General features: G+C 66.4%; 9 protein-coding genes. 5 read left to right on the plus strand and 4 right to left on the minus strand.

Annotated elements, in window-relative coordinates:
• Positions 1-41: 41 nt before the first annotated feature.
• The gene (locus tag G0A00_RS12490) at positions 42-695 is read right to left on the minus strand and encodes a TetR/AcrR family transcriptional regulator (protein ID WP_164181396.1); all 654 of its coding nucleotides are present in this window, start codon (positions 693-695) and stop codon (positions 42-44) included.
• 272 nt (positions 696-967) lie between these two features.
• Here G0A00_RS12490 and G0A00_RS12495 point away from each other — a divergent pair, with 272 nt between their 5' ends.
• The 5 genes from G0A00_RS12495 (at position 968) to G0A00_RS12515 (ending at position 9,096) form a co-directional block, all read left to right on the plus strand.
• Positions 968-2,134 carry an efflux RND transporter periplasmic adaptor subunit gene (locus G0A00_RS12495; protein WP_164181394.1) on the plus strand — a complete coding sequence of 389 codons (1,167 nt, stop codon included), beginning with the start codon at positions 968-970 and terminating at the stop codon, positions 2,132-2,134.
• A 10-nt stretch (positions 2,135-2,144) separates the two neighbouring features.
• Positions 2,145-5,249: an efflux RND transporter permease subunit gene (locus G0A00_RS12500; RefSeq protein WP_164181392.1), complete on the plus strand. Its 3,105-nt coding sequence runs from the start codon at positions 2,145-2,147 to the stop codon at positions 5,247-5,249.
• Positions 5,246-6,613, plus strand: coding sequence for an efflux transporter outer membrane subunit (locus G0A00_RS12505; RefSeq protein WP_164181390.1), 1,368 nt, complete (start codon positions 5,246-5,248; stop codon positions 6,611-6,613). Before G0A00_RS12500 ends, G0A00_RS12505 begins: the two co-directional genes overlap by 4 nt.
• 116 nt (positions 6,614-6,729) lie before the next feature.
• Positions 6,730-7,194 carry a hypothetical protein gene (locus G0A00_RS12510; protein ID WP_164181388.1) on the plus strand — a complete coding sequence of 155 codons (465 nt, stop codon included), beginning with the start codon at positions 6,730-6,732 and terminating at the stop codon, positions 7,192-7,194.
• 345 nt (positions 7,195-7,539) lie between these two features.
• On the plus strand, positions 7,540-9,096 hold the full coding sequence (locus G0A00_RS12515) for a glycosyltransferase family 39 protein (RefSeq protein ID WP_164181386.1): 1,557 nt from the start codon (positions 7,540-7,542) through the stop codon (positions 9,094-9,096).
• 6 nt (positions 9,097-9,102) lie between these two features.
• On the opposite strand, the gene G0A00_RS12520 is transcribed toward G0A00_RS12515, so the two are convergent.
• From G0A00_RS12520 to G0A00_RS12530, 3 genes are read right to left on the minus strand one after another with little or no spacing between them, the layout of a single operon-like run.
• Entirely contained in the window at positions 9,103-10,908 is a 1,806-nt protein-coding gene (locus tag G0A00_RS12520) for an ABC transporter ATP-binding protein (RefSeq protein ID WP_235953031.1), read from the minus strand.
• Positions 10,909-10,925: 17 nt separating this feature from the next.
• On the minus strand, positions 10,926-11,885 hold the full coding sequence (locus G0A00_RS12525) for an acetamidase/formamidase family protein (RefSeq protein WP_164181382.1): 960 nt from the start codon (positions 11,883-11,885) through the stop codon (positions 10,926-10,928).
• A 4-nt stretch (positions 11,886-11,889) separates the two neighbouring features.
• A complete protein-coding gene (locus G0A00_RS12530; protein WP_164181380.1) occupies positions 11,890-13,509 on the minus strand; it encodes an ABC transporter substrate-binding protein in 1,620 nt (539 codons plus the stop codon).
• Positions 13,510-13,638 lie beyond the last annotated feature (129 nt).

Raw genomic sequence — 13,638 nt, forward strand, 5'->3', positions numbered from 1 at the left:
GCCTGAAAATCCTAGGGAGACGGCGGCGCTGCCTAGGCCGCCTAGACCGCCATGCCGCGGGCGACGATGGCGAAACAGATCTTCAGATGGGCGTTGCGCTCCTGCATCCCCTCCCACATCAGCGCCCCCTTGCGATGCGATCCGGGCGCGCCAAAGGCGATATCCATCAGCATTTTGGCCGCGGTCCCTGCGTCCTCTATCGCGATCCGCCCCAAATCGTGCTGCCGCGTCAGCCAATCCACAAGCAGCTTGTGCGTATACGCAGGCCCCTCGCCCAGAAACACTTCGCCCAGCTCTGCCGAGCGTTCCGCCTCTGTGACCAGCATCTGCGCCAGTCCAAAGCGCCGCTGCTCCGCCGCCTTGTCGAGGTTCACGAAGAAGATCCGCTCAAGCGCCTCGGCAATCGGCAGATCGTCGTAGTCGCCCGGGAGATCCACCATGCTGCGGCGGTGCTCTCCGACCAGCGCGGCAAAAAGATCGGGTTTGCCGGGGAACAGCCGATAGACCGTGTTCAGCGAGACATGCGCCGCCGCAGCGATCTTCGACATGGTCACGCCCTGATAGCCATGCTCCAGAAACAGCGCAGTGGTCACCTCGATGAGATGCTTGCGCCGCTCTGCGTCATCCGCCGCTTTGGGCCGTCCCTTGCGCGGGGCCGCGCCGGTGCGCTCGTTCGTCTTCCCCTCCGAAGTCATTTCGCTCCCTCACAAAACCGCGATCTCCTCGCTTCCCACCATTTACAGTAATCATGATTACTATAAATGTCAAAGCGCACCCTGACGGGAGGTCATCGGCATCGCCGTGCCCCGCCCCGTCCCTCGACATGATGACCGACCCCGGCGCCGGAACCCGTTCCGGCGGGCGCGGAAGGCGTGACCGCACGCCGCCCCATGCCCTGCTGGCGATTGAATGGATGACCGATGATGACAGTTTCCGCAGCCCGTCCCGACCCTCTGGGAGCGCGCGCATGATCTCCCGCCGCCTCGCCTCCGCCGCCCTGCTCGCGCTTGTCTGCGCGGGGCCGGCTGCCGCGCAATCGGCGCAGGGCCAGTCCCAGCCGATGCAGGTGGGTGTGCTTGAGATGACGCTGCAGGACGTGCCCCAAACGCTCGACCTTCCCGGACGCGCGGTGGCCTTCGAGCAGGTGGACGTCCGCCCGCGGGTCGATGGGGTGATCACCAAGATCCTCTACACCCCCGGCACCCCGCTGAAGGTGGGCGATCCGCTGTTCCAGCTTGATGATGCCGCCTATGCCGCCACCGCCGCCTCTGACGCCGCCGATCTGGCCGAGGCGCAGGTCAACCTGCCGGTGAAACAGGCCGCCTACGACCGCGCGGTAAAGCTCAAGGACAAGGGTTACACCCAAGCCGAGATCGAAAGCGCGCAGTCCGAGCTTGCCTCGGCCAAAGCCGCGCTCGATGCCGCGCAGGCGGCGCTCGATTATGCCCAGACCCAGCTGTCGTGGACCACGGTGCAAAGCCCGATCGAAGGCTTTGCCGATGTGGCCGACGTCTCGGTGGGCGATCTGGTGACCTCGGGCCAGTCGGATGCGATGACCACGGTCACGCGGCTCGATCCGATCTATGTGGACATGCTGCAGCCCTCCTCGCGGCTTTTGGAGGTGCGCAGCCGGATCGAGAACGGCACGCTCACCCCCAATGCCGCGCTCGATGCCAAGCTGAGGCTGGAAGACGGGCAGGTCTACACCGGCTCGGGCAGCTTCGTATCGCCCAGCACCACCGTCTCGACCACCACGGGCACCGTCAGCGTGCGCTTCAAGTTCGAGAACCCCGACAACAAGATCCTGCCCGGCATGTTCCTGCGCGGCACGGTCGAGCTTGGCACCTCCAAGGCCTTCCTCGTGCCGCAGCGCGCCGCGCAGCGCGCCAGCAATGGCGATCTCACCGCCTTCGTGGTCGGGGGTGACGGCACCGCCAAGCAGGTCACTCTGACCACCACGGGCAGCTATCAGAACAGCTGGATCGTCACCGAGGGCGTCGAAGAAGGCCAGCAGCTGATCCTCGACGGGCAGAAGACCATGGCCGCGGGCACCGCCGTCGCGCCGGTGCCGTCGCAGCTTGACGAGAACGGGCTGGTGCAGCCGCTGCAGACCGCGGCTAAAGAGAGCGAATAGGCAGACCCCAATGGCCAGATTTTTCATTCACCGCCCGGTCTTTGCCTGGGTGCTGGCGATCATCGTCATGCTGGCGGGCTGGTTCGGCCTGAGCAGCCTGCCGATCTCGCAATACCCTCAGATCGCGCCGACCACCGTGCGCATCTCGGCCAATTACTCCGGCGCCACCTCGACCACGGTCGCCAACTCGGTCACCTCGGTGATCGAGGACGGGCTCACCGGGCTCGACGGGCTGACCTATATGACCTCGACCTCCTCGTCGGGCAGCGCCACGATTTCGCTGGTGTTCGACGAGACGGTCGATCCCGACATGGCGCAGGTGCAGGTGCAGAACAAGCTGCAGCTGGTGCAATCCTCGCTGCCCGAAGCGGTGACCAGCACCGGTGTCAGCGTCACCCGCTCCACCTCGTCGATCCTGCTGGTCGGCGCGCTGGTTTCCGAGGACGGCAGCTATGACCAGACCGAGCTTGGCGACATCCTCGACCGCACCATCAAGGACCCGGTGCAGCGCACCGACGGCGTGGGCTCGATCAATTCCTTCTCGGCGCCCTATGCCATGCGCATCTGGCTCGATCCCGACAAACTCTACAAATACGGGCTGACGGCGAATGACGTGACCGATGCGGTCTCGGACCAGAACAGCAACGTCACCGTCGGCTCGCTGGGCGATCTGCCCGCCGCGACGGGCCAACAGATCACCGTGCCGCTAAATGCGCAGTCGCAACTCGCCAGCGTGCCGGAATTCGAGCAGATCGCGCTCACCACCGCCGAGGATGGCTCTACCGTCTATCTTGGCGATGTCTCCCGCATCGAGATCAACTCCGAAGACCTCGGCTCCAGCTCGCGGTTCGACGGCCACCCCGCCGCCGGTTTCGGCGTCAACCTCGCCACCGGCGCCAACGCGGTAGAGACCGCCGCGGCGGTGCGGGCAACCATCGACAAGCTTGCCACCGCCCTGCCCGAAGGCGTCACGGTGGCCTACCCCTATGACACCTCGCCCTTTGTCGAGGAGTCGATCAATCAGGTCTACCACACGCTCGGCGAAGCCATCGTGCTGGTCTTCCTGGTGATCCTGATCTTCCTGCAAAGCTGGCGCGCGACGCTGATCCCGACCATCGCCGTGCCCATCGTTCTGCTTGGCACCTTCGGGATCCTCGCGGTCTTTGGCATGTCGATCAACACGCTGACCATGTTCGCATTGGTGCTGGCCATTGGCCTGCTGGTCGATGACGCCATCGTGGTGGTCGAGAACGTCGAGCGGATCATGGAAGAGGAAAAGCTCGGCCCGGTGGAAGCCACCGAAAAGAGCATGGATGAGATCTCGGGCGCGCTGGTGGGCATCGTGCTGGTGCTCTCGGCGGTGTTCCTGCCCATGGCCTTCATGTCCGGCTCCACCGGCATCATCTACCGGCAGTTCTCGGTCACCATCATCTCGGCCATGGTGCTGTCGCTCTTCGTGGCGCTGATCCTCACCCCGGCCATGTGCGCCAGCCTGCTCAAGCCCAGCCACGGCGAGGCGCGCTTTGCCCCTGCGCGCTGGTTCAACCGCGGCGTCGGCGGCGTCACCTCCGGCTACACCGGCGCGGTGAACCGCCTCGTCCGCCGCCCGTTCCGCATGTTCATCGTGCTGATCGCGGTCGGCTTTGGCGCGGGCTATGTCTACACCTCGCTGCCGTCTTCCTTCGTGCCAACCGAAGATCAGGGCGTGCTGATGGCCATGGTGCAACTGCCCGACAACGCCACCCGCGTGCAGACCGAACAGGCGGTCGAGCAGGTCGAGGACTACATGCTCAACGACCAGTCCGACAACGTCGACGCGGTCTTCGCGGCGGTGGGCTTCAGCTTCGGCGGCTCGGGCCAGAACAACGCTATGATGTTCATCCGCCTCAAGGATTTCGAAGAGCGCGAGGGCATGGGCGCAGGCGATATCGCCATGGCCGCCAACATGCATTTTGGCGGCAACAGCATGGGGCAGATCATCTTCATGCAGCCGCCCGCCATTCAGGGCATGGGCTCGTCCTCGGGCTTCGACATGTATCTCGTCGATGATGGCGGCAATGGCACCGAGGCGCTGCACGAGGCCGCCGACACGCTGGTCGCGAAAGCGCAGGAGACCGGCATCCTGACCGGGCTGCGCGGCAATGACGCCGCCTCCAAGACCTCGATGCAACTCGATATCGACCGCCAGAAGGCGCAGGCCTTCGGGCTGACGATCTCGCAGGTCAACGCGATGCTTTCCACAATCTTTGCGGGAAGTTACGTCAATGACTTCACGCTCAACGACAAGCTGCGCGAGGTCATCGTGCAGGGCGACACCGAGTTCCGCATGCAGCCGGACGACATCACCAAATGGTTCGCCCGCAACAGCGACGACGAGATGGTGCCCTTTGGGGCCTTCATCGACCAGAGCTGGGACCAGACCGCCGCGAGCCTTGGCCGCTACGGGGGCACCAATGCCATCGAGATCACCGGCGATGTGGTCACCGGCGTCTCGAGCGGCGACGGCATGGCCAAGATGGAAGAACTGGTCGCCGATCTGCCGGGCAATTACAGCGCCGCTTGGGTCGGGCTGTCGCTGCAAGAGCAGGTCTCGGGCAACCAAGAGCCGATGCTCTATTCGCTCTCGGCGCTGGTGGTCTTCCTCTGCCTCGCCGCGCTTTACGAAAGCTGGACCGTGCCGTTTGCGGTGATGCTCTCGGTGCCCGTCGGCATCCTCGGGGCGCTGATCGCGGCGCAGGTCTTTGGGCAGTCGAACGACGTCTACTTCAAGGTCGGCATGCTGACCACGATCGGGCTTGCCGCGCGCAACGCCATCCTGATCGTCGAGTTCGCCGAAGGGCTGCGCAAAGACGGCCAGAGCCTGCTTGAGGCCACGCTGGTGGCGGCCAAGCAGCGCCTGCGCCCGATCATGATGACCACGCTGGCCTTCATGCTGGGCATCCTGCCGCTGGCCATCGCCACCGGCGCCGGAGCCAACGCGCAGAACTCCATCGGCATCGGCATGCTGGGCGGCATCACCTTCTCGGCGCTGTTCGGGATCGTGATGGTGCCGGTGTTCTACGTCGCCGTGATGCTGCTGGTGGGTAAATTCAAACGAAAGGAGACCGCGCAATGAACGTGGTGAAGCTGCTCCCTCTGCTGCTGGCCGCGGGCTGCGCGGCCGTGGGGCCCGACTATGAGCGCCCGCAGATGGCGCTTCAGCAAGACTTCGTCGGCGGCACCAGTGGCACCAGCGGCCCGGTTGCACAGGTCGCGGCCAAGGCGTGGTGGCAGGACTACCGCGACCCGATGCTGAGCGATCTCATCGCCCGCGGCCTGAGCCAGAACCTCGATGTCGCCGCCGCGCGCGAGCGCATCCGGCAGGCCGAGGCCAATCTGCGCGCCACCGGGGTCAATGCCGCGCTCGACGGCGCGCTGGATGCGTCGCGCACCCGCAGTGGCGGCGAGGCGAGCGCGATCAGCACCGCCTCCGCCTCCGATCTCAGTGCCTCGCTGGTGCTCGACATGTTCGGCGGCATCCGGCGCGAGCAGCAGGCCGCCGCCGCCAATCTCTCTGCCGCCCGTTCCGACCTGCAGCAGGCCCGGCTGGCATGGCTGGCCGATCTCGTCGCCGCCTATTCCGACGCGCGCTACTACCAGCAGGCGCTGGCGCTCTCGCGCGATACGATCAACAGCCGGGTCGAGACGGTGCGCGTCACCCAAGACCAATATGATGCCGGGGCCGAGACCGAGTATAACCTCGCCCAAGCGCAGGCGCTGCTGGATGCCGCGCGCGCCGATCTGCCGGGCTACCACGCGCAGTTCAACGCCAATGTCTTCGCCCTCGCGACACTGCTGAACAAGCCCGCCGGCCCACTCATGGCGCAGATGGAAAAAGGCGCGCCGCAGCTGCGCACCCCTGCGGGCGGCGCAACCGGCGTGCCCGCCGATCTGCTGCGCAACCGTCCCGACGTGCGCTACTACGAGCAGCTTCTGCAGGCCGCCGTCGCCGATGTGGGCGTGGCCGAGGCCGACCGGCTGCCCTCGCTGACCCTCAGCGGCGATCTTGGCGTCACCTCCGGCACCAGCAGTTGGAGCTTTGGCCCCGCCCTGTCGCTGCCGCTGCTCAATCAGGGGTTGCTTTCGGCCAAGCGCGACGCGGCCATCTCGGAGGCGAGGCAGGCCGAGATCGACTGGCGCTCTTCGGTGCGCGGCGCGGTCGAGGACGTGCAGGTGGCGCAGTCCAACCTCAGCCTCTACCGGCAAAAGTCCAATGCGCTGCAGACCTCCGCCGCCTCCTACGAGCGGGCGCTGGGGCTGGCGCGGGACAATTATCGCGGCGGGGCGATCACCCTGCTCGATCTTCTCGATACCGACCGGTCCGCCGCCTCGGCCCGGATCAGCGCCGCCTCGGCCCGCAATGACGCGGCCAAGCAATGGGCGACTCTGCAGATCGCCATCGGCGCAGGCGCGGGCGTGAGCGCGACCGGCGGCAGCTAACAGGTGGGCGTCCGGAAGAGGTAACTTTTGGGCGCCACGGGAAAAAAACTCAATCGGAGGCGACGGAAAGCCAGGGACTGTCCGTAGAACCTCCAACCCATGAAGGAGAAAGACATATGTTGCGCAACTTCACCCTCGGCCTCATCGGCGCGGCCATGATCGCGCTGCCCGCAGGTATCGCCAGCGCACAGGGCAAGGATTGCAACGCCGGTGGTTCCAAAGCCACCTGCAGCGCCCCGGCAAACGGTCATGGCGCTCAGGCTCAGAAAGGTCAGCAGCAAGGCGCTCAGCAGGCCAAGCAGCAGCAGGCCAAAGCCCCCGCCCAGCAGGCCAGCCCGACCGCCAAACAGGCGAGCGCGAAATCCTCCGCCCCGCAATCCTCGGCTCCGCAATCTTCAGCCAAGATGGCGCGCGGCGCGCATTTCGACGGGGGCGAGAAGATCGCGGACCCCAAGGCGCATGGTCTCAGCCAAGAGCGCGGCGTCAGCTACTACAAGAAGGACGGTCAGCTTTACCGCGTCGATGACGACACGCGCGAAATCCTCGCCGTGGTTGGCGCGGTGGCAGAGCTGCTGAACTGATCAGCGCAGACACAACAAGGCGCGGCCCACGGCGGGCCGCGCCGCAAAAAAGGCCCGACGCGGCCAGTGTCCGGCCAGTGTCGAGCAGGTGTCCCCATGGGGACAGCGGCTGTCCCCGCGGGGACAAAGCGGTCCTGCCCGGCATGACCTGAGGCGCCGCGTTAAGACATCGACACGCAATTTGCGGCGCATTCAGCTCCATTTTTGGATCAAAAACGTCTCGCACTAGTTTGATATTTCTACTTCTTTTGCGAACTCCCGCAAAACGGTTGCGCAGCCGCACCAGCACAATTCTTTACAACTTGTCGCCTTTATCTGGCCCCAATGGCGCGCAAGATCGCAGGCATGACAGATTTTGCCCCACACGCCCCGCGCGGCACCGACGCGCCACACCCGCTGCTCATCGCGGCGGCCGCGCTGGCTTTCGTGGCGCTCTGCGCGCTCTATTGGCCCTTTGCGGCAGATGACGCCTTTATCGTCGGGCGCTATGCGCGCAATGCCGCCGCCGGGCATGGGCTGGTCTACAATATCGGCGAGCAGGTCTCGGCGCTGACCTCGCCGCTGCATGCGCTGATCGAGGCGGCGCTGGCGAGCCTTGGGCTGGCCCCGGTGGAAAGCTACCGCCTGCTCGCGCCGCTGCTGGTGCTTGCAGGCTGGGTCGCGGCGCTGCGCGAGACCGGGATCCACGGCAGCGCCTTCGTGATCTTCACCGCCGCCTCGTTGCTGTCGCCCTTTGTGGCGCTCTGGACGGTGGGCGGGCTGGAAACCCCGCTGCTGTGCTGCCTTGCCACGCTGTTCGCCGCGCGGCTGGTGGTGATCAGCGGGACCGACGGCGCGCGCCCGCGCGATCTTATTTGGCTGGGACTGCTGGCCGGGCTGATGTTCCTGACACGCTATGACAGCGTTCTGGTGAGCGCGCCGATCCTGCTGGCGGTGCTGACCGTGGAATACCGCCGCCCGGCGCTGTGGCTCGGTGCGGCGCTCTGCCTTGCGCTGGCGGGCGGCTGGCTGGTCTTTGCGGCTGGCTATTATGGCGACATCTTCCCGACGTCTTACTACCTCAAGTTCGCCTATGCGCAGCGCGCGGGCATCGACAGCGTGTCGGCCCTGCTCAACTTCGTGCTGCTGTCCGGCCTGTGGCTGATCGCCCTGCGGCTGCGCCCCGCGCCGATCTCTGAAAAGCCGCTGCTGGCGCGGGCGATCCTGCGCGGGGCCGCCTTCAGCCTTGCGCTGTTTGCGGTCTACGCCAGCCGCAGTTCGGGGCAGCACATGATGTTCGGCTACCGGCTGTTCGTGCCCTACCTGATGGCCGCCAGCCTCGTGCTGGCGCTTGCGCTGCCCGAGGCGCGGCGGGGGCTGGCCGCGGCGGTGATGGCGGCGCAGGCGGGGATGATCGCGGTGGTTGGCTTTGTCGGGATCAACCCGGCGCCGCTGACGCGGATACCGGGGCTGCACCGCGCCTATGCCGAATATGAGTTCATCACCCCCGCCACCTATGGGGACTTCCTGCAGATGCTGCGCGACGACGCGCGTGAGATCACCGCGCATTGGCAGGCGCAGGGCCGCGAGGACCAGCCGCGCATCTACCTGCGCACCGGCGGCACCGGCTATTGGCTGCCCGAGTTCTATGTCTACGAGACGCTTGTCTCCTATCGCCACGACTGCGCCGTTCCGATGGCGGCAATGGTCGATGCGGCGCATTACATGCAGCAGCTTGGGTTCAGCCAAGTGGGCACGGTGGTCGAGGACCGGGGCCGCGCCCGCGACGATGTCGCCGATGATGCCGCGCTGCTCTTCGCCACCGAGATGGACTGGATGGGCCGCTACACCACCGGCTATCTCTACGGTCCCGATCCGACCCCGCTGGACCTTGGCCCGACGCTGGCCTCGCCCTGCCGCTAGGCGCCCCTACGCTTCGCTGGCCCGCCCTTCACTGGCCTGCCCTTCGCCAGTCTGCGCCACGAGGTGCCCGCCGCCCACGTCGATGAGCGGCAGGCGCGCCGGGGCGTCGCCCAGAGGACGGATCGGGGACGGCATCTCTCCGGCGGGGCGCACATGCGCGCGGTCCTTGCGCGCCGGATCGGGGATCGGCACCGCGTCGAGCAGGCGCTGCGTGTAGGGATGGCGCGGATCGCCAAAGACCTGATCGCGCGTGCCCATCTCGACGATCTGCCCCAGATACATCACCGCCAGCCGGTCCACGACGTTCTCGACCACCGCCATGTCGTGGCTGATGAAGAGGTATGACACGCCCATCTCTTCCTGCAGTTCTTCGAGCAGCGCCAGCACCCGCGCCTGTACCGACACATCCAGCGCCGAGACGCTCTCGTCGCAGATGATCAGCCGGGGCTTCAGCGCCAAGGCGCGGGCGACGCAGATGCGCTGGCGCTGACCGCCGGAAAACTCGTGCGGATAGCGGGTCATCTGCTCGGGCGTCAGCCCGACGCGCTGGAACAGGTCGGCGGCGCGGGCGCGGCGCTCTTCGGCGCTGCCGACGCCGTGGATCAGCAGCGGCTCGGCCACCGCCTCGCCCACGGTCATGCGCGGATCGAGCGCGGCCATCGGGTCTTGGAACACCATCTGCACGTCGCGGCAGATCTCCTTGCGGCCCTGCGCGGTCAGTTCCGAAAGCTTCTTGCCCGCGACCTCGATCAGCCCCTGATGCGGCACGAGGCCTGCCAGCGCCTTGGCGATGGTGGATTTGCCGCAGCCGGACTCGCCGACGAGGCCGAAGGTCTCGCCGGGGCGGATGTCGAAGCTCACCCCCTCGACCGCATGCACGCAGTGGGTCGGGCGTCCGAAGAAATTGGCGCCGATGTCGAAATGCACCTGCGCGTCGATCAGCCGGGCGACGGGCACAGGCGCTTCGGGCGGCAGCGGGGCGGCACGCGCGGCCCCTGCCCCGAGGCGCGGCACGGCGGCGAGCAGATCGCGGGTGTAGGGCTGCGCGGGCGCGTCGAAGATCTGCGCCACCGGGCCGGATTCGACCATGCGCCCGGCCTTCATGACCACCACGCGGTCGGCGGTTTCGGCCACCACGCCCATGTCATGGGTGATGAGGATGATCGCGGTGCCGGTCTCTGCCTGCAGATCGCGCAGCAGATCCAGCACCTCGCGCTGCACGGTGACGTCGAGCGCGGTTGTGGGCTCGTCAGCGATCAGCAGCGCCGGGCGCATGGCGAGCGCCATGGCGATCATCACGCGCTGCCGCATCCCGCCCGACAGTTCGTGCGGATATTGGCCCATGCGGCGCTCTGGCTCGGAGATGCGCACCCGGCGCAGTGCTTCGACAGCGGCGGCGCGGGCCTCACGCTGGGGCAGCGGATCATGCGCGCGGATCGCCTCGATCAGCTGCGTGCCGATGCGGTGCACCGGGTTGAGCGAGGTCATCGGCTCCTGAAAGATCATCGCCACCTTGGACCCGCGCAGGCCGCGCATCTCGGCCTCGGGCAGCGCGGGAAGATCGGTGCCCTCGAGCAGCGCCTGCCCGGAGGTGACCGAGACGTTGTTGGGCAAAAGCCCCATCAGCGCCAGCGAGGTGATCGATTTGCCCGAGCCCGACTCCCCGGCGATGGCCAGTGTCTCGCCCGCCGCCAGATCAAAGCTCAGCCCCTCGACGATGGGCCGCAGCGTGCCCCTGTCGCGGACCGAGACGGTCAGATCCTGCACCGACAGCAGCGGGGTGGCAGCCGCCCCCTGAACGGGGGCAGCCATGGTTTGCGCCAGATGCGTCATTCGAAGACCGCGCGCGGGAAGTAGAAAGAGACCACCCAATTCGGCGCGTCGACGATCTCGGAGATCCGCAGATCGCCGCAGGTCGAGACCAGCATATAGGCGTCGACCGCCGACATGCCGTGCTGCGCGCAGAGCAGATCGACCATGCCCGCCACCGCGTCGCGCGCACCGCTCATCAGGTCGGGCCCGACGCCGGTGGTGACCTCATAGCCCTTGGCGTCGAGATGGTTGGTCACCGGCCCCGCCGTGGTGAAGCGCGGCATCTTGAGGTTCGCGCCCTTCACCAGATCGAGCGTCAGCGTCACATCCATCGGACTTTCGATGGCGGTGCCGCAGACCTCGCCGTCGCCCTGCGCCGCGTGGGTGTCGCCCACCGAGAAGAGCGCTCCCGCCACCTCGACCGGCAGGTAGAGCACCGTGCCCGCCGAGATGTCGCGGATGTCGAGGTTGCCGCCCGTGCGGCGCGGCGGCACGATCGAATGCAGGCCGGGCTCGGCCAGCGCGACGCCGATGGTGCCGGTGAACGGCTTCAGCGGCACCTTGCCGGTGCTGCCCCAGAGCGCCGGGGCCAGCGTTTCGGCGTCATATTTCCACAGGGTCAGCGCCGGGTCGGTGAACTGATCGGCCAAGAGGCCAAAGCCCGGAATATTCGCCGTCCAGCCCCATGCCGAGCCTTCCTGCACCCGCGGGGCAAAGCCTTCGAGGGTGATTTTCAGCGCGTCACCGGGTTCGGCTCCGTCGATGTAGATCGGGCCGGAGACCGGGTTGATCTTGCCGAAATCGAGTGCGGCCACGTCTTCGACGGTGCTCGACGGGCCAAGCTGGCCCGCCGAAGAATCCATGCAGTTGAACAGGATGGTGCTGCCCGGCGCGACCGTCTCGACCGGGGCAATGGAATTGTCCCAGCCGAAATGATGCTGCGCGCCGTGGATGGTGTAATCGCAGTGTTTGCACATGGGATCACTCGGTCACATAGACGTAGTCATAGTTCACCGGGATCGAGACCGGATCGACGTAGAGCGCGTCATCGCCGCCCATGCGCTCGGATTTCATGGTGTAGCGCTGCTCGTTGAACACCGGCACCCAAGGCGCTTCTTCCATCACCTTCATGTAGACGTCCGACCACATCTCGAGCCGCTCGGGCGCCGAAGGATCGGTGAAGCTGTCGGCCTCGGTGGCCATGGCGTCGATGCTTTCGTCGCAGAACTTCGACCAGTTCCAGCCGCCCTCGCCCGCGCCAGCGCAGCCGAGGATCGGGCCGTAGAAGTTCGAGGGATCGGGGAAGTCGGCGATCCACGCCATGCCGCCCGACCAGATCATCGGCGCCTCACCGGCACCGCCGGCCTCGATCACATTGGCCTGCGCCAGCGAGCGGATTTCCACGTCCACGCCGATCGCCTTGAGGTCCTGCTGGATCGCCTGCGCGATGCGCGGGTTCGGATCGGTGTTCATCACGTAAAGCTCGGTCGAGAAGCCGTCTTCCAGACCTGCCTCGGCGAGCTTGGCCTTGGCGGCCTCGGCGTCGAAGGCATAGCCTTCGTAACCTTCGGTGTAGCCGGGCATCGACGGCGGCAGCGGCTGCGTCGCGGGCACGGCGCGGCCGTTGATGATCTGGGTGATGCGCTCTTTGTTGATCGCCATGTTGATGGCTTCGCGCACCTCGAGCTTGTCGAGCGGCTCCATGCCGACGTTGAGGGTGATATAGCCGGTGTGCAGCTGGCCGCCTTCAACCACGCGCTCGGCCTGCGCCGGATCGCCCATGACCTCTTGGAATTTCGCCGGGGGAATGCCGTCGCCCGGCACATCCACCTCGCCCTGTTGCAGGCGCAGCAGTGCGACGATCGGCTCTTGGCCGACTTCGAAGGTCACGCCGTCGAGATAGGGCACGCCGTCGCGCCAGTAGTCGGCGTTCTTTTCGAACACGAGGCGCTGACCGATGGTCCATTCGCCAAGGCTGAACGCGCCAGTGCCGACCGGGTGCTTGCCGAAATCGGTGCCGTATTCGTCCACCGCTTCTTTGGGCACGACCGAGGCGAAGTTCAGCGCCATCACGTGCAGGAAGGTGGCATCGGGGCGCGAGAGGGTGATCTTCACCGTCAGCGGGTCCACGACTTCGACGCCCGAGAGCGTGTCGCCCTCGCCGCTGGAGATCTCGTCAAAGCCCGCGATGGAGGCGAAGAAGCCCGCGCCGGGCGACTGGGTCTCGGGGGTGGTGACGCGGTCGAGCGAGTATTTCACGTCTTCGGCGGTCATCTCGCGACCGTTGTGGAATTTCACCCCTTCGCGCAGTTTGAAGGTGAAGACGGTGCCGTCCTCGCTGACCTCATAGCTTTCGGCAAGGCCGGGGCGCAGTTCGGTGGTGCCGGGCACATAGTCCATCAGACCGTCGAACAGCGATTTGATCATCGACCAGTTCTGCCAGTCGTAGCCGATCGCCGGATCGAGCGTGGCGACGTCGTCCTTATAGGTGACGGTGATCATCCCGCCGGGGGTGGCGTTGGGATCGGGCGTGTAGTCCTGCGCGAGCGCCGGGATCGCCGAGGCGAGCAGGATCGCGGTGGAGGTGAGCAGTGCTTTCATCTTGTGGTTTTCCCTGTTGCTTGTGGTGACCGTTGTCCGTGAGTGGTGGTGTCCGGTCTTTTCGTGAGTGGCCTTGTCGTGCGTGGTCTTTGGGTCTTTTGGGTCGTGAGTGGTGGTGGGTGTGGTCCC

This window comes from Salipiger sp. PrR002, assembly GCF_010500775.1.
Lineage (GTDB): Bacteria > Pseudomonadota > Alphaproteobacteria > Rhodobacterales > Rhodobacteraceae > Salipiger.

What these genes read in the sequence shown, in the direction of transcription:
- G0A00_RS12490 (WP_164181396.1), bottom strand. Translation starts at nt 695, where the DNA reads ATGACTTCGGAGGGGAAGACGAACGAGCGCACCGGCGCGGCCCCGCGC.
- G0A00_RS12495 (WP_164181394.1), top strand. Translation starts at nt 968, where the DNA reads ATGATCTCCCGCCGCCTCGCCTCCGCCGCCCTGCTCGCGCTTGTCTGC.
- G0A00_RS12500 (WP_164181392.1), top strand. Translation starts at nt 2,145, where the DNA reads ATGGCCAGATTTTTCATTCACCGCCCGGTCTTTGCCTGGGTGCTGGCG.
- G0A00_RS12505 (WP_164181390.1), top strand. Translation starts at nt 5,246, where the DNA reads ATGAACGTGGTGAAGCTGCTCCCTCTGCTGCTGGCCGCGGGCTGCGCG.
- G0A00_RS12510 (WP_164181388.1), top strand. Translation starts at nt 6,730, where the DNA reads ATGTTGCGCAACTTCACCCTCGGCCTCATCGGCGCGGCCATGATCGCG.
- G0A00_RS12515 (WP_164181386.1), top strand. Translation starts at nt 7,540, where the DNA reads ATGACAGATTTTGCCCCACACGCCCCGCGCGGCACCGACGCGCCACAC.
- G0A00_RS12520 (WP_235953031.1), bottom strand. Translation starts at nt 10,908, where the DNA reads ATGGCTGCCCCCGTTCAGGGGGCGGCTGCCACCCCGCTGCTGTCGGTG.
- G0A00_RS12525 (WP_164181382.1), bottom strand. Translation starts at nt 11,885, where the DNA reads ATGTGCAAACACTGCGATTACACCATCCACGGCGCGCAGCATCATTTC.
- G0A00_RS12530 (WP_164181380.1), bottom strand. Translation starts at nt 13,509, where the DNA reads ATGAAAGCACTGCTCACCTCCACCGCGATCCTGCTCGCCTCGGCGATC.